20 protein-coding genes and 2 tRNA genes are annotated in these 19,550 nt (G+C 62.8%); 13 read left to right on the forward strand and 9 right to left on the reverse strand.

The features are described 5' to 3' along the window. The 4 genes from larB to mazG form a co-directional block, all read left to right on the forward strand. The coding region (gene larB / locus ACT8II_RS02570) for a nickel pincer cofactor biosynthesis protein LarB (protein WP_443812941.1) at positions 1–538 on the forward strand (538 nt) is incomplete at its 5' end. Beyond that, on the forward strand, positions 538–1,950 hold the full coding sequence (larC, locus tag ACT8II_RS02575) for a nickel pincer cofactor biosynthesis protein LarC (protein WP_443812942.1): 1,413 nt from the start codon (positions 538–540) through the stop codon (positions 1,948–1,950). The genes larB and larC, both read left to right, overlap by 1 nt. 301 nt (positions 1,951–2,251) lie before the next feature. Then, positions 2,252–2,812 carry a phosphodiesterase gene (gene yfcE / locus ACT8II_RS02580; protein ID WP_294123174.1) on the forward strand — a complete coding sequence of 187 codons (561 nt, stop codon included), beginning with the start codon at positions 2,252–2,254 and terminating at the stop codon, positions 2,810–2,812. 34 nt (positions 2,813–2,846) lie between these two features. Continuing rightward, positions 2,847–3,719: a nucleoside triphosphate pyrophosphohydrolase gene (gene mazG, locus ACT8II_RS02585; RefSeq protein WP_118652755.1), complete on the forward strand. Its 873-nt coding sequence runs from the start codon at positions 2,847–2,849 to the stop codon at positions 3,717–3,719. On the opposite strand, the gene ACT8II_RS02590 is transcribed toward mazG, so the two are convergent. Together ACT8II_RS02590 and ACT8II_RS02595 are read right to left on the reverse strand one after the other, a co-directional pair. Continuing rightward, a complete protein-coding gene (locus ACT8II_RS02590) occupies positions 3,685–4,137 on the reverse strand; it encodes a hypothetical protein (protein ID WP_118652757.1) in 453 nt (150 codons plus the stop codon). The genes mazG and ACT8II_RS02590 overlap by 35 nt on opposite strands. A gap of 28 nt (positions 4,138–4,165) precedes the next feature. Then, a complete protein-coding gene (locus ACT8II_RS02595; protein ID WP_294123165.1) occupies positions 4,166–4,660 on the reverse strand; it encodes an HsmA family protein in 495 nt (164 codons plus the stop codon). A gap of 177 nt (positions 4,661–4,837) precedes the next feature. Between ACT8II_RS02595 and ACT8II_RS02600 the strand changes: the two genes are divergently transcribed. The 3 genes from ACT8II_RS02600 to ACT8II_RS02610 all read left to right on the forward strand — a co-directional run bounded on the left by ACT8II_RS02600 (position 4,838) and on the right by ACT8II_RS02610 (position 7,561). Beyond that, entirely contained in the window at positions 4,838–5,407 is a 570-nt protein-coding gene (locus ACT8II_RS02600) for a TetR/AcrR family transcriptional regulator (RefSeq protein WP_158574789.1), read from the forward strand. A gap of 496 nt (positions 5,408–5,903) precedes the next feature. Next, a complete protein-coding gene (locus ACT8II_RS02605) occupies positions 5,904–6,569 on the forward strand; it encodes an FtsB family cell division protein (protein ID WP_443812943.1) in 666 nt (221 codons plus the stop codon). A gap of 8 nt (positions 6,570–6,577) precedes the next feature. Further along, positions 6,578–7,561: a Ppx/GppA phosphatase family protein gene (locus ACT8II_RS02610; RefSeq protein ID WP_294160133.1), complete on the forward strand. Its 984-nt coding sequence runs from the start codon at positions 6,578–6,580 to the stop codon at positions 7,559–7,561. Positions 7,562–7,845: 284 nt separating this feature from the next. Here the strand turns inward: ACT8II_RS02610 and ACT8II_RS02615 are convergent. Continuing rightward, positions 7,846–7,932: transfer RNA gene (locus tag ACT8II_RS02615), tRNA-Leu, on the reverse strand. A 394-nt stretch (positions 7,933–8,326) separates the two neighbouring features. Here ACT8II_RS02615 and ACT8II_RS02620 point away from each other — a divergent pair. Continuing rightward, a tRNA-Leu gene (locus tag ACT8II_RS02620) sits at positions 8,327–8,411 on the forward strand. Between the two features lie 221 nt (positions 8,412–8,632). Here ACT8II_RS02620 and ACT8II_RS02625 read toward each other — a convergent pair. Further along, the gene (locus ACT8II_RS02625) at positions 8,633–9,691 is read right to left on the reverse strand and encodes a hypothetical protein (RefSeq protein ID WP_317440474.1); all 1,059 of its coding nucleotides are present in this window, start codon (positions 9,689–9,691) and stop codon (positions 8,633–8,635) included. Between the two features lie 225 nt (positions 9,692–9,916). Here ACT8II_RS02625 and ACT8II_RS02630 point away from each other — a divergent pair, with 225 nt between their 5' ends. Both ACT8II_RS02630 and ACT8II_RS02635 read left to right on the forward strand, forming a co-directional pair. Next, the gene (locus ACT8II_RS02630) at positions 9,917–10,897 is read left to right on the forward strand and encodes an SPFH domain-containing protein (protein WP_294123152.1); all 981 of its coding nucleotides are present in this window, start codon (positions 9,917–9,919) and stop codon (positions 10,895–10,897) included. 134 nt (positions 10,898–11,031) lie between these two features. Further along, positions 11,032–11,451 (forward strand): hypothetical protein, encoded by a 420-nt coding sequence (locus ACT8II_RS02635; protein WP_118652767.1) that lies wholly within the window; start codon positions 11,032–11,034, stop codon positions 11,449–11,451. A gap of 168 nt (positions 11,452–11,619) precedes the next feature. Here the strand turns inward: ACT8II_RS02635 and ACT8II_RS02640 are convergent, their stop codons facing one another. After that, positions 11,620–12,684, reverse strand: a complete 1,065-nt coding sequence (locus ACT8II_RS02640) for an acyltransferase family protein (protein ID WP_294160155.1) — start codon at positions 12,682–12,684, stop codon at positions 11,620–11,622. Between the two features lie 150 nt (positions 12,685–12,834). Here ACT8II_RS02640 and proC point away from each other — a divergent pair, with 150 nt between their 5' ends. Next, entirely contained in the window at positions 12,835–13,623 is a 789-nt protein-coding gene (proC, locus tag ACT8II_RS02645; RefSeq protein WP_294123144.1) for a pyrroline-5-carboxylate reductase, read from the forward strand. Here the strand turns inward: proC and ACT8II_RS02650 are convergent. Continuing rightward, positions 13,620–13,787 carry a DUF6724 family protein gene (locus tag ACT8II_RS02650; RefSeq protein ID WP_294123139.1) on the reverse strand — a complete coding sequence of 56 codons (168 nt, stop codon included), beginning with the start codon at positions 13,785–13,787 and terminating at the stop codon, positions 13,620–13,622. The genes proC and ACT8II_RS02650 overlap by 4 nt on opposite strands. Positions 13,788–13,959: 172 nt before the next feature. On the opposite strand from ACT8II_RS02650, the gene serS reads away from it, so the two are divergent. Then, entirely contained in the window at positions 13,960–15,252 is a 1,293-nt protein-coding gene (gene serS, locus ACT8II_RS02655) for a serine--tRNA ligase (RefSeq protein WP_443812944.1), read from the forward strand. A gap of 284 nt (positions 15,253–15,536) precedes the next feature. Here the strand turns inward: serS and ACT8II_RS02660 are convergent, their stop codons facing one another. The 3 genes from ACT8II_RS02660 to ACT8II_RS02670 are packed head-to-tail and all read right to left on the reverse strand — an operon-like array spanning position 15,537 to position 18,294. After that, entirely contained in the window at positions 15,537–17,042 is a 1,506-nt protein-coding gene (locus tag ACT8II_RS02660; protein WP_118652775.1) for a glycoside hydrolase family 1 protein, read from the reverse strand. Continuing rightward, positions 17,036–17,944, reverse strand: a complete 909-nt coding sequence (murQ, locus tag ACT8II_RS02665) for an N-acetylmuramic acid 6-phosphate etherase (RefSeq protein WP_294123129.1) — start codon at positions 17,942–17,944, stop codon at positions 17,036–17,038. The genes ACT8II_RS02660 and murQ overlap by 7 nt, the downstream gene beginning before the upstream one ends. A gap of 14 nt (positions 17,945–17,958) precedes the next feature. Then, a complete protein-coding gene (locus ACT8II_RS02670; protein WP_233546032.1) occupies positions 17,959–18,294 on the reverse strand; it encodes a PTS lactose/cellobiose transporter subunit IIA in 336 nt (111 codons plus the stop codon). Between the two features lie 399 nt (positions 18,295–18,693). Here ACT8II_RS02670 and ACT8II_RS02675 point away from each other — a divergent pair, with 399 nt between their 5' ends. Then, a complete protein-coding gene (locus ACT8II_RS02675) occupies positions 18,694–19,539 on the forward strand; it encodes a MurR/RpiR family transcriptional regulator (RefSeq protein WP_443812945.1) in 846 nt (281 codons plus the stop codon). Positions 19,540–19,550 lie beyond the last annotated feature (11 nt).

Raw genomic sequence — 19,550 nt, forward strand, 5'->3', positions numbered from 1 at the left:
GAGGCCGCTTAGCGGTTATGATTTATCGCGTCCAAGTTTCGGGGCGCAGTTCAGTCTTGGATGCGGCTTTTCGTATCACCAAGGCGCTCGTGCCGGTGTGGTGGGCGAGCTGCCCGAACCCAACGGGAACGGGGAGGTCCTCATCATCACCGCCGGCACAAGCGACATTCCAGTTGCAGAGGAGGCCGCGCTGACTGCGCGGTTTTTGGGAAACCGCGTACGCGTGGTGCACGATGCGGGCGTTGCTGGGATTCATAGGCTCCTCTCGCACGGTGAGGATATCTCCGGCGCGCAGGTAATCATCGCGATCGCCGGTATGGAGGGAGCGCTGCCCAGCGTGGTTGCTGGGTTGGCGAGCTGCCCGGTCATCGCGGTTCCCACGAGCGTGGGTTACGGGGCGAATCTCGGTGGCGTCACCGCCCTGCTTGCCATGGTGAACAGCTGCGCGAGCGGCGTCTCGGTGGTCAACATCGATAACGGTTTTGGTGCTGCCTACCAGGCGTCTTTAATCAACCATCTTTCGAGCGGGGAGGCGTGATGCATATGAAGTGCGAGGGAAGAGACGACGGCGAGCTCCGCGTGGGCGACTCGAGTGCCGCGCTGTGGCTCGATTGCCAGGCGGGTATTGCGGGCGATATGCTCGTGGCGGCGCTGCTCGATGCGGCTCCGGACCGCGCGGAGGCGGAGGCGGTCGTGACGGCCGCCCTGGAGAGCCTACATGTGGAGGGATTCGACATCGCGGTGACGCGCGTGGTGAAGGCGGGCTTGTCGTGCCTTGATTTCAATGTGATCCTCGACGAGGCGCATGAGAATCACGATCACGACATGGAATATCTGCACGGCCATGCGCACGCCGTACACGGTGCGTGTGAACATGCGCTCCTCGAGCACGCCCACGAGCACGCCCACGAGCACGCCCACGAGCACGCCCACGAGCACCGGGGCCTTGCGGAGATCAACGCGATCATCGAGTCCGCGCACATGGAGCCCGGGGCGCGTGAGTTGGCGCAGCGGACGTTCGCGATTTTGGCCGATGCAGAGGCCAAGGCGCACGGCGTTCCCGCTGACCAGGTGCATTTCCATGAAGTCGGCGCCGTCGATTCGATCGTGGACGTCGTTGCGGCGTCGGTGCTTGTCGATTATCTCGGCATCGGCCGCGTCTGCGTACCCGTTCTCGTTGAGGGCCACGGAACGGTCCGCTGCCAGCACGGGGTCATCCCGGTGCCTGTCCCCGCGACCCTCAACATTTGCGCCGCGCACGGCTTGCCGCTCGCTCCGTGCGAGGTGGAGGGCGAGCTCGTCACACCAACGGGTGCCGCCCTCGTTGCCGCCCTCGATCCTGTCTTCGATTTGCCCGCGCGGTATACCGTTCGCGCCGTCGGCCTTGGCGCGGGAAAACGCACGTACAGCAGGCCTTCGGTTCTGCGCGCGGTGCTCATAGAGGGGGAGCGCGGCTCAGGGCTGCAAGCCTCGGTGGATTCGGAAGGGGTTTGGACGCACGCCGCCGAGCTCGAGGCGCCGACGAGGATCGTCAAGCTCGAGTGCGATATCGACGATGCGACTCCGGAGCAGATGGCGTATGCAGCCTCCGAGCTCGCCCGTGCCGGAGCGCGAGAGGTGCACTGGCTGCCCATTTTCTCGAAGAAGGGCCGCCCCGCTTATCAGTTACAGGTGCTGTGTCAACCCAGCGAGGTCCCAGTGCTGGAATCTATCATCTTCGCCGAAGCTCCCACTCTGGGCATTAGGCGCATCGAATGTGAGCGCACGGTTCTCGCGCGTGAGCGCGCGACGGTCCAGACCCCCTTTGGGCCCGTTACGGTCAAGCGCGCGACGCTCCCAGACGGCAAGAAGCGCGTTAAGCCTGAATACGAGGACTGTGCCGCCTTGGCGCGTACGTGTGGGGTCCCGCTGCACGAGGTGGTCGAAGCCGCCATTTTGTCCGCGCGGTAAGCCTGTGCCACGAATCGACCGATTTTGTAACGAGTTTCGCAACAGGCTGAGTAGAGCGCATTTTCGAGCGGTAAAACCCCAGGTGAGCGGGGTCTGAGAACCCCGTCTACTTGGCCGTGCGAGAGATTCGTTACAAAAACGGTCAATTCGCGGCATGCGCAGCCGATTTTGCGCCGCGGGGCTACGATACACTAGTTAATCGAGCGCGCCGCATGTCCGAATGCCTGCGGGGTCGGTGTCTGCCGCCGCGTCGAGGAGTCTTTGAAGTCGGCATGGAAGAACGAAAAGATGGGGGATCGGTATGAAGCTCATCATTGCATCGGATATTCACGGCTCCGCCTATTGGGCAGAGCGCCTTATGAGCGTAATTGACCACGAGCGCCCCGATCGCGTAGTGCTTCTTGGCGACCTGCTTTACCATGGCCCCCGCAACGACCTTCCGCGCGATTATGCGCCCAAGCGCGTGATCGCGCTGCTCAACGAGCTTGCTTCGTCCGGCCGCTTGGTCGCGGTGCGGGGTAACTGCGAGGCAGAGGTCGACCAGATGGTGCTCGACTTCCCCTGTATGGCGGACAGCGCCACGCTGATTGACCCGCAGGGCCGCACGCTGTTCTGCACGCACGGTCACGTGTTCGGCGCGGGCATGCACAACAGCGTCGATCGTGTCCCGTGCCTTCCTCAGGGCTCCGCGCTGCTGTACGGGCACACGCACGTCAAAGTGAACGGCCCGAGTAGTGAACACTCCGGGCTGTGGTTATTCAACCCTGGCAGCGTGTCGATCCCCAAAGACGGAACGAACAGCTGCGGCACCTACGACAGCGAAAAACCGCTGGATCAGGCTTTCGACCACGTACTGTTGTAAAAACAGCACTTCGAGCGGAAATGAGGAGAAGGCCATGGCCGAATGGAAAGAGACGGACTCATCGAGTTTGGCGGCCCTCACGCGTGATACGTCCACGCTTGCAGATGCGGCGGAGAGCATGCAGAGTCTGGTCGAGACTATCTGGCGCCTGCGTCAGCCGGACGGCTGCCCGTGGGATCGCGAGCAGACCCACGAGAGCATTGCCAAGAACATGATCGAGGAAGCCTATGAGGCCGTCGACTGCATCGAACAAAATGACGAGGTCCATCTGCGCGAGGAGCTTGGCGATGTGCTCATGCAGGTGGTTCTGCACGCGCAGATCGCGGCGGATGCTGGTGCCTTCACCATGACGGACGTTGCGCGCGACATCAATCGAAAGCTGATTCGCCGCCATCCCCACGTGTTCGGCGATGACACCGGCGCAGCCAAGGACGCCCGCGAAGTGCTCGAGATCTGGGATAGCGTAAAGCTTTCCGAGAAGAGCGACAAGGATTCGGCCGCCGTTGCCCAAGGCCAGATGCCGCAAGGTTTGCTCGATGGGGTGCCGAGGGCTCTTCCCGCCCTGATGGAGGCGCAAAAGGTCTCGCGCAAGGCGGCTGCCGTCGGGTTCGAATGGGAGACCGTCGAGGACGTGTGGGCAAAGGTCGCCGAGGAGCGCGCCGAGTTCGAGGCCGAGGATCCGCGCAGCGAAGCGCGCGCCATGGAGTTCGGGGACATGCTCTTCGCCCTCGTCAACGTCGCCCGCAAAGAGGGCATCGACGCGGAGAGTGCGTTGCGCGCGAGCACCGCGAAGTTTCGTGCGCGTTGGGAATCCATGGAGGGCGCGGCGTATCGCAAAGGAATGCCAATTGAGGGCCTCACGACGGACGAGCTCAACGAGCTGTGGGATCACTCCAAGCGGGGTTAGATCGGGCGCTCATCCACATCCATCCAAAGCGGAGGCCGGCAAGCGTGAGCGCCAGTCCGAGTCCGGTATAGAAGACGGCGATGAAGACTTCGGGCGCAAGGCCGAATGCCCTGATCGAGATGCCTCCCGTCATCATGACCGCCATGATGAGGAATGCCGGGACATCGAAGAACTTGAGGAAGAAGTGGCGCTCCTCTTCGTACGAGGCAATGCGCGCCGTGTGCTTGACCACGAGCTTCCCGAACACGAAAAGCCAGAAGACGGCGCCCACCGCGGCGGAAAGCAAGATGTTGATCGGGGTCACGTGGTTGTTGGCGTAGGCTTCGAAGCCTATGCGGGCGATGTTGATGCCCGCGGCAAGCCAGACGATGCTCGCGATGAGTAGCAGCGTGTGCTTGCGGACGGTGAATAGGTTCATGGGGCCTCCTTAGATGGTTCGTCCGCGGTTACGCGCGCGACGAATGAGGACGAAATACGAGGCAAGCGGCAACGCCGGCGACGAGCACGCTCAGGATGACCGAGGGCGTTGTGCCAAGCTTGATGAAAGGGATGCCCACAAGCAGGCCGATGACGTAGGGGACGAGCCAGGCGATCCACACGGCGGCACTCAGGCGGTGAAACGTCTGCTCACGCTTGAGGGCACTGGCGTTATGGCCTCTGCCCTGCACGTAGACGACCGTTGCCCAGATGGCATGGAAGAGCATGAGGACGATGGCGGCGAGTCCGGTTATGCCGTGGATGGCGGGCGCAGTGGCGGCGCTTTCGCGCGCAATGATGCTCATGAGCGTGGTGCCGGTGGTGTCGCACGCAAGGCCGCACCAGAAGAAGGCGAGGTGGATCCCGCGCAGGCGACCGTCAGCACGCTCCTTGAACACGCCGATGGTATACAAGATGAGAGCGCCAGTGATGGCAAGGCTGGCGAACATGAGCATGGGGGACATGAAAGCTCCTTTCAGGCGGCGTCGCTATGACCCCGCGAGGCGGTGTATAATATGAACGATGTTCATATGAACGGCGTTCATATTAGGAGCATGACACTGTGGAAACAAGTCGGGGGCTGGCTTGCTGGTAAAGACCCTGAACGTTCCACGCTTCTGTTCAGAAGGGAAGGCGGGGCCATGAGCAGCAAGAAGGCGATTTCACGCAATCGTATTATCGAGGTCGCGTTTGGCATGGCGCGCGAATCGGGGCTGGCGTCGCTCAGCGTGCGCGCCATCGCAGAGGCTTGCGGCGTGGCGACCGGCACGATATACAACCATGTGCCCGACGTCGCCGAGCTGCGAACGGAGGTGCTGCAGCGTTTTTGGCGCGAGGCGATCGAAGCGGCGGAGCTCGAGACGTGCACGCGCGATGCCGAGACCGCGCTGGACTACTGCCGTCGCCTTTCGAATGCCCTGTCCAGCTCGCTCGAGGGGTTCCGCACCGCGTGGCTCCGCGACATGGGGGCGCTCGACGGCAGGACGCGTCAGCGGACCATGGAGGCGGAGCGAGCATGTCTGGGGGACCTGCACGAGACGGTCAGGCACGCATTCGAGAGGGACGCGGCTATCACCAGCCGGGCTCGCGATTGCGTTCAAATGGATGCGGTGGTGGACTTCGCCTGGCAGGCGATGCTCGACGCGATGAAACGGGGCGATGGGTCATGTGAGACGCTTTTTGCCCTCATGGAGCTCGCGCTCTATACGTAGCTCGCAAAGCCTGCACATCTGCATTCGCCCCGCGTGCCATAATGAGGGAAGCAAAGCGCACATACACCCTCAACCGCACAAGGCGCATATGGCATCTACTTCGAATACAACTGCACGTATCTCTCGCGGAATCGATCCCGGCAAGACCGGAGACCTTTCTGCTGCCCGTCAGGCCGCAGCGGTGCATGCCGCCGAGGCACGAGTCGCGGCCAAGCGCGCGTCGGCTCCGGGGCACATGAACGGCAAGCCGGGCTCCGCAGGCGACGAGGGGGCGGCGACGGCAAAGCCCACCCGGCGTTCGGCACGGGGGAGCGAGGTCGCAGCACGTGAGAAAAAAGAGCGCCGCGATGCTCGCAAGCAGGGCTCCCGCAGTTCCGACCGCGCGGGCTTTCGCTCGTCGTCGGGGGGAGGGCCTGCTGGCGGAGCGCGGGTAGGCACCGGTCGCAGGGGTCGCGGAAATGCGCCCCAAAATTCGCAGGCGTCTCAACGCGCTGCCATGAAGTACGCAACGGACAACCGGGCGGTTCGATGGCTGTACGATTTCACCACGGGCCCGAGCCGTCACCTGTTCTATCTGATCATCGCCGCAATCGTGGGCGTGGGCGTGTACATGCCCGAGCGCGACTTTTACATCGCCCATCGCACCGAGGCGATTTTGCAAGAGCAGAAGGCTATTCGCGAAACCTATAACGATTCGTTAGGAGAAGAGGTCGAGTCCCTGCTCTCGCAGGAGGGCGTTGAGGACGCGGCGCGCAGGGATTATGGCATGGTCATGCCCGGCGAGAAGACCATCACAGTTGAGGGTCTGGACGAGAACGGCGACCCGGTTGTGGTCGATACCAGCGCGCAGGGCGAGGATGGGGAGGCCTCGGGTGGTGCCTCTGGCGCGGACGGTGCTTCCGAGGAGGATCCCGCAAACGCCAATGGCGCCGCATCCAAGCAGGAGAAGGACACGATCAAGGGGGCCGATGCGGCCAGTAAGGACGCCTCATCTGCTGACAATGGCTCCTCCAAGTCCACGGACAACCCCAAGACGTCGGCGGAAGTGGAGGCCGCCGAACAGGCGGTTCTCGAGAATTCCGCCTGGTACTGGAAGGTGCTTGACGTGATCTTCTTCTTTGATGGCGTCAACGGTATGGCGGTTGTCTCAACGGGGGAATAGGAGTGTCCATGGTAAAGCTCGCTGCCATCGACTTGGGAACGGTATCGTCGCGTCTGTTGTGTGCGACCATGCGCGATGGGGCGATCGTCGAATCCCGCAAGCACACGGTCATTACCGATTTGGGCGAGGGCGTGGATGCGCGGGGAGTGTTTTCTGCAGCCGCTATCGAGCGCGTGATGGACGCATGCCGGGAGTTCGTCGATGAGACCCGCTCGTATGGAGCGTCTCGGGTGTGCACGACGCTCACGAGCGCCGCCCGCGATGTGTCGAACGGGGACGCGCTGCTCGAACAGTTGGGCGACCTTGGCCTTGAGCCGCAGGTCATTCCGGGCGAAGTCGAGGCGCGCCTGACGTTTTACGGTGTTGCGCACGATTTCCCCGGCGAGCGTATCGCCGTGGCAGATTCGGGCGGCGGCTCGACCGAAATCGTGGTTGGGACATATGCGCCCAGCTCTGAGGGCGACGCTTTTGCACTCGAGTGCACCCGTTCGCTCGATATTGGGTGCCGTCGGGTGACGGAGCGCTTTTTCTCTGCTTTGCCGCCTCGTGGTGAGGAGCTTGACGCCGCGGTCGCGTGGATGCGACCCCAGTTCGATGCTTATTGGCGGGTGCTGGACGAGCGACCTGACCGCCTCATCGCGGTTGGCGGTACGGTAACGTCGCTCGTGGCGATGGTTCACGAGCTGGCCGTATACGATTCGCACTTCGTGCACTTGCGTGAGTTGACGATATACCAGGTGGAGAACGCAATTGCCAAGATGCGAGCCATGGGGATCGAGGAAATTGCCGCATTGCCGGGAATTCAGGCAAAGCGCGCTCCGGTTATTCTAGCGGGAGCGGTCGTTATGCGCGAGCTTATGCGCTCGGGTGGTTACGACCGCCTGACGGTGAGCGAGAACAGCCTGCTTGCGGGTTCCGCGGCAACGATGTGTGAGGCAATGGCGGGCGAGGCCCCCGTGATTGGCTGGATGCCGACGCTCAGCGCTTTGTAGCGCCGGCGGAACACCTCCGGACAGGCTCCTGGACGGCTTTTTCATCCTGTGGTGCCTGGACATGAAAAAGCCCCATCGCTGGGGCTCACAAATCTTATGGTGCGGGCGAAAGGACTTGCGCCCGCCTTTGGCGTTCGCGGCTTCGGGCCTTCCGGCCCTCACACGCTCGGCTACGAACAGGCCAAAGGGCCTGTTCGCTTAACGCCTCGCGACCCTAATGGGTTCAAGTCCATGCGTGGTGCCTGGACATGAAAAAGCCCCATCGCTGGGGCTCACAAATCTTATGGTGCGGGCGAAAGGACTTGAACCTTCACGGGGTTGCCCCCATATGGACCTGAACCATACGCGTCTGCCAATTCCGCCACGCCCGCATGGATTTACATACTAGCGAAAGTGCTTTTGCGGTTCAAGAACTTTTTAGAACGGATTTTGCCCCAGGGCGATGCCGACCTCGGTGGTCTGACGGGCCACGCCTACGAAAGTGTGGCCGGTGCTCAGATGGTATTTTGTCCCCTGCGGCAAGCTCTTTGTCGTAGATCTTTGAGCGGATAAAACTAGAGACGCTTCCGTGCAGCGTCTCGCTCCCGATCTTATTCACAAGCCCTCCTGTCCGTGCGGCTTGTTTGTCCCCTTCAGGATGTCCCCTGATAGGGTGTTATTTTTCCGAACCGGTGAGCGGGGCGGTTAACGGCATCGTTGTTTGTGCGTGAGGGGAAACCAAGTACATGCCCGTGCGCGGCGCACCGTGGTACACTTTCTCGGCATGGGGGCGTGGCGGAATTGGCATACGCAGGAGACTTAAAATCTTCGGCCTTCGGGATTGTGGGTTCGAGTCCCACCGCCCCTACCAGCGCGATATCGGTCCCGGCGACGGGGCCGTTGTGGTTTTGGGCGCATTGCGGGGACTCGAACCCGAGAGGGCGCGGAGCTGAGGAAACGGCCGCGCCGTTTTCCAGCGGAGCTCGCGAGGGCCGCCGGGCCCGAAGCGGGGCGCGGGCGGCGGAGCCGCACGCGGAGTCCCACCGCCCCTACCAGCGCGATATCGGTCCCGGCGACGGGGCCGTTGCGGTTTTACCAGACGCCGAGGACCATGCTCATCGTCTCGGTCATGGCGTCTTCGTTGATGGCCCATTCGCCGTCTTTTCGGGCGAGCTCGCTCCCAAAGAACGTCTCCTGCTCGGCGTCGATGTCCGCCATTCCCTCGGTGAACATGTCTCCGACCTTAGTTTTCTCTGCATCGCTCAGTGGGCGGAGGTTCCATTCTTCGTCCCAGGCGTCAATGTCCTTGAGGTAGCGGTCGATTTCATCGTAAATATCCTGGAGCTCAAAAATGCCGCCGGCCGTCGTGTAGCTCACATAGACCGTGGCGGTGTTGTCCTCGGTATACACAAAGCAGGAGTCGATCGTATACGAGAGATGGCTCATCTCCCAGTCCGCCCACGCTTGGGCATCGATGCCAAGCTCTTCACAGGTGCCGAGGAGGGCGCTATCGCAATCTGCGTTGAGTGTTTTCACTAGCAGGTCGCGTGTGTGGTCGCTGACGAGCTCGGCACTTAGGTATTCGTCTACGAGGGCGATGCATTCCTGCTCATCGAGCTCGTAGCCGGACGCATCGCCGGAGCTGTCGCCATCTTGCGGCGCATCCGGGCCAATGGGGTCCGAGTCGAAATCGATCTCGGGCTCGGGTTCAAAGAGGGACGCCAACGGTGCCGTGATGTCTCTAACGAGGTCAAATGCCGTGCTGAACAGGGATGGCACGATATTGACCAGAGCAATGAGGATGATGATCAGGCTAAAGACCGATCGCTTGCCGCGGCGCGGCTTCGTCGTGTCCTTGGGGGCTGCCTTTGCGGCGCGGCGCTCGCTTTTTGCCTTTGCCCGGGCGGCCTGTTTGCGCTGGCGTGGGGTTAGCCCATCGCCGCTCGGCTTTTTGGGCGCGTCGGAATCTGGAGCGCTGTAGTTGTCACGCATCTTGGTGGGGCTGGTGTAGGGCTCTTCTCCAAACGCGCAATCCTCGGCATGGTGACGGTCTGCGAGCAGATCGGGCGCGTCGGGCTCATCCCACGGGAGGGTGGGTTCGCCGGCGTTGAACGGGTCGACCTGGGTGTCGTGCTTGCTGCGTCGTGCCATGGGCCCTCCCTCATATGCGTGCGGGGCGCCGTGGGGCGGTGCCGCCGTCGAGCCTCGATGGTGCGGGCGCGGTGCGGCGAGTGACCCCCGGCTGGCCCAGTATACCGCCCGCCGCCGCGGGGGCCGCTCTCCCGCCGTTCGCGGGAAACAGGCGGTATGTGGGAACGGGGTGAACGGCGAGCGGGTATTATGCTCCCAACGAACCCTTCGTTCTAAGGATCGGACATGTTCTTCATTTTCGACTTTCTCGGCGGTCTCGTCGGCTTGCTGGTGATCTTTTTAATCGTCGGCGTCGTCACCGGCAATCTGTTCTTCGTGGTCAAGCAGCAGCACGCCGTCATCATCGAGCGCCTGGGCAAGTTCCATCGTATCGTGCCCGCGGGCTTCCATGCCAAGATCCCCTTCGTCGACCGCAAGGCGGCGACGGTCTCTCTGCGCACGATGAAGAACGGCTTCGACATCGACGTCAAGACTGAGGACAACGTCACCATCGGGCTCGAGGTCTCGGCGCAGTACCACGTGAGCTACGAGATGGGCACGCAGCCAAGCGAATCCGGCGTGTACAAGAGCTACTACATGCTCCAGCAGCCCGTCGCCCAGATGCGCGACTTCATCACCGACGCCCTGCGCTCCTCCATCCCCGTCTACACGCTCGACGAGGTCTTCGCCAAGAAGGACGACATCGCCAAGGACGTGAACGCCACCGTGTCCGAGCAGATGGACGCCTACGGCTTCACCCTGGTGAGCACGCTCATCACCAAGATCGCGCTGCCCGCCGAGGTCGAGGATTCCATGAACCAGATCAACGCCGCGCAGCGCACCAAGGCCGCGGCGCAGGACCTCGCCGAGGCCGACCGCATCCGCCGCGTCACCGAGGCCAAGGCGGAGGCGGAGGCCATGGAGAAGGCCGGCGAGGGCATCGCCAACCAGCGCAAGGCCATTGCCATCGGCATCAAGGACTCGCTCGAGACCATCCAGGAGACGGGCGTGGGCAACGATGAGGCCAACCAGCTCTTCATGTTCACGCAGTGGACCGAGATGATGAATGAGTTCGCCAAGAGCGGTCGCGCCAGCACCGTGGTGCTGCCCACCGATTTCACGCAGAGCGCGGGCATGTTCGAGCAGATGCTGGCGGCGAGTCAGGCGAACGACTCGGCCCCGGTGCCCGCAGCGCCTCCCGTGCCCCCGGTGGAGCCGCGGGGTTAGGATGCGCGTGCGTGCACGGCGCGCAAAGGGGCAGGCGCATTATACCCGCATGCAGGTAAACTGGGTATAAGCCATCATGATTGCAAGAGGGGGCTGACGATGCGGCCCTTTCGCCTGAAGAGAGAGGGGAAGCGATGAGCAGCTCGCGAAAGATGTTGAAGCTTGTGGCCATCGTGGCGGCCATCACGGGACTCGCCATGTGGACATTCGGCCTGGCGGTCGCCGGCGCCGGCCTGTTCGGCGGGACGGCGATCTCGGGGACCGACGCCGCGCCGCTGTACATGGGCGTGTCCGGCGTCTCGGGTCTGTGCTTTGTGGTGATGGGCTTGATGGGCATGCGCGCGTCCAACGTGCCGTCGCGCAGCGGCACGTCGATTGTCACGGCCTTTGGCTCACTGGCGGTGAGCGCCGTTGCGGTGCTGTTCTGGTCGTGGCAGGGCTTTGTTAAGATCGACGCTCCGAATGCCGTGCTGCTCGTTGTGGGCGTGCTCGAGGCGCTCACGATCCTCTTCTTCGCACGTAAGGTCAAGAAGGAGCACGATACCTGGCACTAAGGCCATATTCCCGCCGTACATCCGCCCCGGTGCATTAAGGTGCACCGGGGCGGTTCGGTTCGGGGCGTCCGCGCGGTTTGCGGGCACCCCTTTTTCATGTCGGATTTCCGCGATGCGCCGATCGGGACTTCCCCATGTGGTGCTGGGTCCTCGGGGGCGTCGGGCGGTTTATTCGCCGCGAATCCAGCGGATCGAGAGGAGCCTCGCGAACGGCCGCTCCAGCTGCGGTGCCGCGCACAGCGCGACGGTGGCGGCGGTGAGGACCACGATCACGGCGGCGCCGGCGAACGGGTCGTCCATCCATGCGAACTCGTACAGGGGCGTATGGAAGGTCAGCCATGCCCGGGCGAGGCGATGGAGTACGTAGACTTGGAGCGTGCGCCTGCCGAGGGTGGTGAGCCAACCTGTGGCGGTGGGCGCGAGTTTGAGAACGGCCAGTGACATGAGGGCACCCATCAAGAAGGCGGTGAGCCTTTGGGCGATTCCCTCAAAAAGCCCGTTTGCATATGGGTTGTCTCCATAGACCATCGGGAAGAACCAGCTGTATGAATCCGTGTCGATGAGGCGCATTGCCACCACGATTCCCGCGAGGCAGAGGGCGGGCCATGGTATGTTGCGTCCATGCAGGCTCGCGACGGTTGCGGGGCGCAGGTAGTAACCGAGGGCGAAGCACGGCAGGAAAGCGCACGTGCGCCCGATGGCAAGAAAGCCGCTCGAGGTGTCCACCAGGCCCGAAAGCAGGGAGATCGCAATCGAGGCCACCATACCGCGCACCGTCCCAAGGCGGGCGAGCACGGGTGTCATCGCATACCAGCAGCCCATGGAGATGAGGTACCACGGCGCCGAGGTGAACGCGCAGATGCGCAGCGGCGTGAGTTTTGCCCCGTTTATGAGTGCGAGGGCGAGTTGGTAGGCAAAGCCCAGGGCGATAAACGAGATGATGCGATTGATCTTGAGTTTGCCGTTGCGATATGCGCTCTTTGCGAACAGGCCGGACATCAGCACGAAGAGCGGCATGTGGAAGAGGTAGACAACGTCGAAGGCGAAGCTGAGGACCGGATTGGTGTTGTGCACGGGATGGGCGATGTGGCCGAGCACGACGAGGATGATGAGGAGTCCTTTGAGGTTGTCGAACAGGGCGATGCGCCCTTCGGGGCTCGATGTGGCGCCATCCGCGCTATCCGAACCGACTCCGCCTGTTGCCTTGGCGCGCGCCAAGCTGTGCTCCTCCATGCATTCCCCTTTTCTGACACCTCGCGTTCACAATCCTAGCGTGAACGCACCTTGCTGGGGCGTGCGAGTAAGATATCTGCATATGTGTATGGACGGCCCCATGCGAGTGCGGGCTCGCGCGAAGAGCGCACGACAAGATTGGTTTTCGGCATGAACGTGAACGATGCGAGGATTGGCTTCATCGGATTCGGAAACATGGCGAGCGCCATGGCGGACGGCTGGATCGCGAGTGGCGCGGTTCCGGCGGGCAACATGTGCGCCTGCGCCGGCCGCTACGAGGCGCTGGTGCCCCGCTGCGAGCAGCGCGGGATGCGTGCCTGCGAGACGGCGCAGCAGGTTGTCGAGGCCTCCGACGTGGTGGTCGTTGCGGTGAAGCCCTACATGATTGAGACCGTGCTCGCCCCGCTTTCCGAGATGCTTGCGGGTAAGGCGATCCTATCCGTCGCCGCGGGCTGGAAGTGCGAGGACTACGACCGCGTGATCCCCGGCACCCACCACCTGTCCACGGTTCCCAACACGCCCGTGGCCATCAACGAGGGCGTGATCGCCTGCGAGAAGGCTTCGACGTTGACTGCCGATGAGCACGGGCTCGTGTTCGCCCTGCTCGGCCTGCTCGGCTCGCCCATCGAGGTCGAGACGCTCCTGCTTTCCGTTGCCGGCACGGTGGGCGGTTGCTCGCCCGCGTTCATCGCCATGGTGATCGAGTCGCTGGCGGACGCCGCCGTGAAGCATGGGATTCCCCGCGCGACCGCCTATGAGATGGTGAGCCAGATGGTTGCCGGAACGGCGAAGCTGCAGCTGGCGACTGGCATGCACCCCGGTGCCATGAAGGACGCGGTCTGCTCGCCCGGCGGCACGACCATCAAGGGCGTGGCGGAGCTCGAGGCGGCGGGTATGCGCTCCGCCTTCATCCGCGCCATCGACGTGATCGAGGGCTAGAACTGGCTGTCTTCGTCGTCGGGCTTGGGTCCACGGTCGACATAGAGCTTGTGGGTACGCTTCTCGAGCACGAAGGCGACGATGGCGAAAATCAGCACGCCGGCAAAGAACAGGACCGCAACACCCGTGCGGGTGCCAAAGAGAAAATTGAACAGTTCATCCATGGTTACGTCCTGCTTTCTTGGCTGGGTCGCCTGTCGTTATAACGGGCACCAGTATATACTTGCAATGCATCAACATGCATCACATCGCGTTTCCCTGCGATGAATCGCCGTGCTGCGGTCCAGATTCCCGGGCTGCGGTAACGGCTTTACGAGAGAGAAGTACGGAGGAATCATGCTCGACATCAAGTTTGTACGCGAGAACCCCGAGGTGCTCGACGTCGCCATGGCGAACCGCCAGGGCAGCTGGGACCGCGACCGCTTCTTCGCGCTCGATGAGGAGCGCCGCTCCGTCATCTCGCAGGTCGAGGACCTGCAGGCGACCCGCAACGCCGAATCCAAGAAGATCGGCATGCTCATGAAAGAGGGCAAGCGCGAGGAGGCCGAGGCCGCCAAGGAGGCCGTACGCCAGGTCAACGAGCAGATCGAGGGTCTCGCCGCCCGCCGCTCGGAGCTCGACGCCGAGGTCTCCGACTTCATGGCCCGCATCCCCAACATTCCCTGCGAGGCGACCCCCGTGGGCAAGGACGAGAACGAGAACCCCGAGCGCCGTCGCGTGGGCGAGCCCCGCGACTTCGCCGCCGAGGGATTCGACCCGAAGGCCCACTGGGATCTGGGCACCGAGACCGGTATCCTCGATTTCGACCGCGGCGCGAAGCTCTCCGGCGCCCGCTTCACCGTGCTCTCCGGTGCCGGCGCGACGCTCGACCGCGCGCTGCAGTGCTTCTTCCTCAACACCCACATCGCCCGTGGCTTCAAGGAGTTCATCCCGCCGGTGATCGTCAATCGCGAGATCATGTACGGCACGGGCCAGCTGCCCAAGTTCGAGGACGACGCCTACCACACTGGCGAGGACCAGTTCTTGATCCCCACCGCTGAGGTCGCGCTCACCAATCTTCACGCCGGCGAGGTGCTCGATGCCTCCCAGCTGCCGCTGCGCTATACCGCCGGCACCCCGTGCTTCCGCGAGGAGGCCGGTTCCGCCGGTCGCGACACGCGCGGCATCATTCGCCAGCACCAGTTCACCAAGGTCGAGATGGTCAAGTTCGCCCGTCCCGAGGAGTCCGACGACGAGCTCGAGAGCATGGTGGCCGAGGCCGAGTACCTCCTGCAGCAGCTCGGCCTGCCCTATCGCGTGATCAGCCTGTGCACCGGTGACCTGGGCTTCTCCGCCCGCCAGACGTACGACATCGAGGTCTGGCTGCCGAGCTACAACGCTTACAAGGAGATCTCCTCCTGCTCCAACTGCGGCGACTTCCAGGCCCGCCGTGCCAACATCAAGTACCGCGACCCCGAGAACTTCAAGGGCACGCGCTTCGTGCACACCCTCAATGGGTCCGGCCTGCCCACCGGCCGCACGATGGCTGCCATCATGGAGAACTACCAGAATGCGGACGGCTCCATCACCATTCCCGAGGTGCTGCGTCCGTATATGGGCGGCATGGAGAAGATTGAGCCGCTGGCGTAGGGGGGCGGCCATCTTCTCCCATGGAGCGCCGGCGCGCCATATGCGCAACCAGCCCTTCACCGTTCGCATCGGCGCCCCAAGGAGGCCCGCGATGCTCGTATGGCCGTGGCCATCGGCGAACGGCTCCGCAGCCCCTCCTCTTCAGCACCTCGCCGTATTGTGCCCTCAGGTCGCACGTCATGAAGACGCCTCCCATTTCTCGTGTCCAAGAAATGGGAGGCGGTTCAGAAAACACGTGCCCGGGCGACCCGCTTTAAGGAGGTCGGGCAAAAGGGGCCCGTTCGCTAGCGCGTTGTGCCCTCATGTCGCGCGCGGATGAAGTCGCGGTACCAGGCGAAGCTGTCCTTCTTGATGCGCTCGAAGGACCCGTTGCCGTGGTTGTCGGCATCCACGTACACCACGCCGTAGCGCTTCTCCATCTCACAGCTGCCGGCGCTCACGATATCGATGACGCCCCACATGATGTAGCCGATCACGTCTACGCCGTCGGCGACCGCCTCGTCGATCTGCTCAAAGTGACGTGCCAGGTAATCGACGCGGTACGGGTCGTGTACCACGGGCTTGCCGCCGCCGTCACGCTCAAGCACATCGCGGGCGCCCATGCCGTTCTCGGAAATGAAAATCGGCTTGCGCACACGGTCGTAGAGCTTGTTGAGCGCCGTGCGCAGGCCCACGGGGTCGATCTGCCAGCCCCACTCGGTGGCCTGCAGATACGGGTTCTTGACGGTGCACACGAGGTTGCCCGCGGTGTGCTCGGCCGTCTCGCTCGTGGAGCACACGCTCGACTGGTAGTATGAAATACTCGCAAAATCGCAGGTGTGGCGCTCTAGCAGCTCCAAGTCATCCTCGCCAAGCTCGATGAGGATGCCGTGCTCGGCAAAGAATCGGTCCATGTAGCCGGGGTAGTACCCGCGGGCGAGGACGTCTACCGCGAGCCACTGGTTGATCTGCTCCTCGCGGATTGTCTTGAGGTTGTCCTCGGGTGAGCAGGTGTGCGGGTAGTAGCAAAAGTCGGCCACCATGCAACCGGACTGGCAGGCGGGAGCGATTTCACGCTGCATCTGGATAACGCGCGCGCTCGCTACGAACTGGTGGTGAAGTGACTGGAACACGTCGGACTGGTTGTACTCGCCGTCCTCGGGCTTAATGAGGCCCACGCCGTTCCAGGGGCTAAAGTAGCCCGCGTTGATCTCGTTGAACGGCAGGTAATAATCGATGGCGTCGCCCCAGCGCTCGAACACCACGCGCGCAAAGCGCGCGTACAGGTCGATGAGCGCTCGGTTGGTCCAGCCTCCATAGGCTTCGACCAGGTGCAAGGGCAGGGCATAGTGCGTGAGCGTGAGGAACACTTTCATGCCCGCCTTGCGCACGGCGGAGAACACACGGTCGTAGTAGGCGAGCCCCTCGGGATTCGGCTCGGGCTCATCGCCCATGGGGAACAGGCGTGCCCAGCTGATTGAAAACCGGTAGATGTCTATGCCGAGTTCCTGCAGCAGGGCGATGTCCTCCTCCAGATGATGGTAGCCGTCCGATGCCGTGCGGAAAGGATAGGCGCCCCGGGTATCAGTCTTGGCGCGCTCGACAGCCGAGCGAGTGAGCAGGCGGGTTGCCGTGGTGGCATCGCTCGTGCGCGGCAGGTAGGGGCGCACATCCTGTGTGTCGAGCCCCTTGCCGCCGGCGGCAAAAGCTCCCTCGTACTGACTGCTCGCCGTGGCGCCGCCCCACAAGAGTGCGCGCGAGGACGCCGGTCGAGGCAGGGAGGTGAGTTTGCGATCGCGCTCGGCTAGCATGCGGAGCGCCCTTCGAGTGCCTGGCGAACATGGCCGTTCGAGGCGGAAAGTGCTTCGGCCGCCTGAGCGGCGGGCAGGTTGAGCAGGATGCTCGTGACGGCGAGCTTGACGCTGCCGTTCGCCTCCTCGAGGGCGGCAGCTGCCGCCTCGGGCGTGCAGTCGCAAGCCTCGATCACGATGTTACGTGCGCGTGCGTGGAGCTTCTGGTTGGTTTGCTTCACATCGACCATGAGGTTTTGGTACACCTTGCCGGTGAGCGTCATGGCGCCGGTCGAGATCATGTTGAGCACCAGCTTTTGAGCGGTACCGGCCTTGAGGCGGGTAGAGCCGGTGAGAACTTCCGGGCCCGTTACGGGTTCGATGGCGAGCTCCGCCACCTCTCCGATGCGCGATGTGGGCACGCAGGCTACGGCCGCCGTCTTGCAGCCGAGCTCACGCGCGTAGGTGAGGCCGCCGATCACGTACGGCGTGCGGCCGCTCGCGGCGAGGCCCACCACGAAGTCACGCTCGCACAGGTCGATCGCGCGTAGGTCGCCCTCGCCCTGGGAGGTGTCGTCCTCGGCGCCTTCGCGGGCTTTGACGAACGCGTCCTCGCCGCCGGCGATGAGGCCGACCACCAGGTCGTTGTCGACGCCGAACGTGGGCGGGCACTCCACCGCGTCGAGCACGCCCAAGCGCCCGCTTGTTCCCGCGCCCAGGTAGATGATGCGGCCACCGTCGGCAAGACACGAGGCGGCCCACTGGATCGCCTGCGCCACCTGCGGCAGCACGCACTCGACCGCCTTCACCGCGTTGGCGTCCTCGGCGTTCATGGCCTGCGCGATCTCAAGCGGGCTGAACGTGTCGAGCTCAAGGGTGAGCGGGTTGCGCTGTTCGGTGGTGAGTTTGGAGAGGTCTACCATTTTTTGAGCGTCCTTTACTGGTTGAGGTTGCCCATGGCCTGATACATCTCGATCATCTCGGCGATGAGCTCCTTGGCGAGGATGGCGGTCATGAGATGGTCTTGCGCATGCACAAGCATCACGTTGACCTCAGTGTGGTTGCCGCTCGCCTCTTTGGTGAGCAGGGAGGTCTGGATGTGATGCGCCTCGAGCACCGACGCCTCCGCCTGCTCGATGAGCTCCTTCGCGCCGGCGAAGTCGCCCTGCTTGGCGAGCGCGAGCGCCTCGTAGGCCTTGCTGCGTGCATCGCCCGCCTGCGCGATCAGGCCAAAGGCGATCATCTCGGGGGAGGTCTCGGTCGGCTCGTTCATGTGAGGGGCCTTTCTTTGGGGTGTGCATTACTATCCCTCATGCGGGTTCGTGTTGAAGATAGACCATGCGCAAAACTCCGACAAGGACGGTCGAAGGCGAGTCAAACGCTGTGGCCCCATCCGGCGCTCACATGTTTCGTCATGGCATCTACCATAACGAAACCGCACGTAAACGGTGGTATAGGCAAAATCGTTCACCGACTTTTCCGATTGCACGCTAGCGGGCGGCTTTTGCCGTTGAGGGTAAAACATGTCACGCGAGTCCTCCACAGCCGGCGATTTTCAACCGTTTACGGCCCATTCGTGTCAGAAATTGAAATTAAATTTCTTGTACCATGCTTATAGCTGACAAATAATTTTCACTATCTACAATGGCCTTACAGGTTGGAGGTACGCCCCATGGCAAGCCTGCTGGTACGTTTAAAGCAGCATAAGGACAGCGCAAGCCCGGCTGAGCGCGACTTGATCGGGAGGATTCTCGAGGCACCCGGAGAGATCTCTGGGCTGAGCATCCACGAGCTGGCGGCATACACGTTCGCCTCCCCGTCGACCATCACCCGTATGTGTAAAAAGCTGGGCCTCAAGGGATCTCAGGCGTTCCAACGCTTTCACATATACGATCTAGCGCTTCTACGTGAGAACGAGTTGTCCAAGATTGACGATCTGGCGCCCACCGACACGACGCGGCAGACCATCGAGAAGGTCACGAGGGGCAACGTCGACTCGTTGCGCTTGGTGGGCAAACTCAACGATCCCGAGGTGTACGACACATGCGTTGACCTTATGGAAGCCGCGCGCACCATCAACCTGTTCGGGATGGGGGCATCGCTGCTCTCAGCTCGCGACCTGCACTACAAACTCTTGAGGATTGGGGTGAACTGCAACCTGATTGACGACTGGCATGGGCAGTTGCTGTATGCCTCGAATAGCGGTCCGGATGACCTCTCGATTGCGATTAGCTATTCGGGTTCGACCGATGAGGTTAACACGTGTGCGCGCTTGGCTCACGAGCGAGGTGGCAAGGTGATCGCCATCACCGGCGCTGGCTTTGAGTCCGAGCTCACGCGCAGCGCCGACCAGATCCTCTTTGTCGGATCGACCGAACCGCTCATGCGCTCCGCCGCCATGGCATCGCGCATCGGCCAGCTGGGAGTCATCGATATCCTGTTCAAATCATTCGTCAATCGCAACTATGAGCGCTTTTCGGAGGTATTGGAGAAAAACCAGATCCGAAAGCACCAGTGAAAGGTGGTTAC

Origin of the sequence: Collinsella sp. (genome assembly GCF_052346665.1) — a bacterium.
Classification (GTDB): domain Bacteria; phylum Actinomycetota; class Coriobacteriia; order Coriobacteriales; family Coriobacteriaceae; genus Collinsella.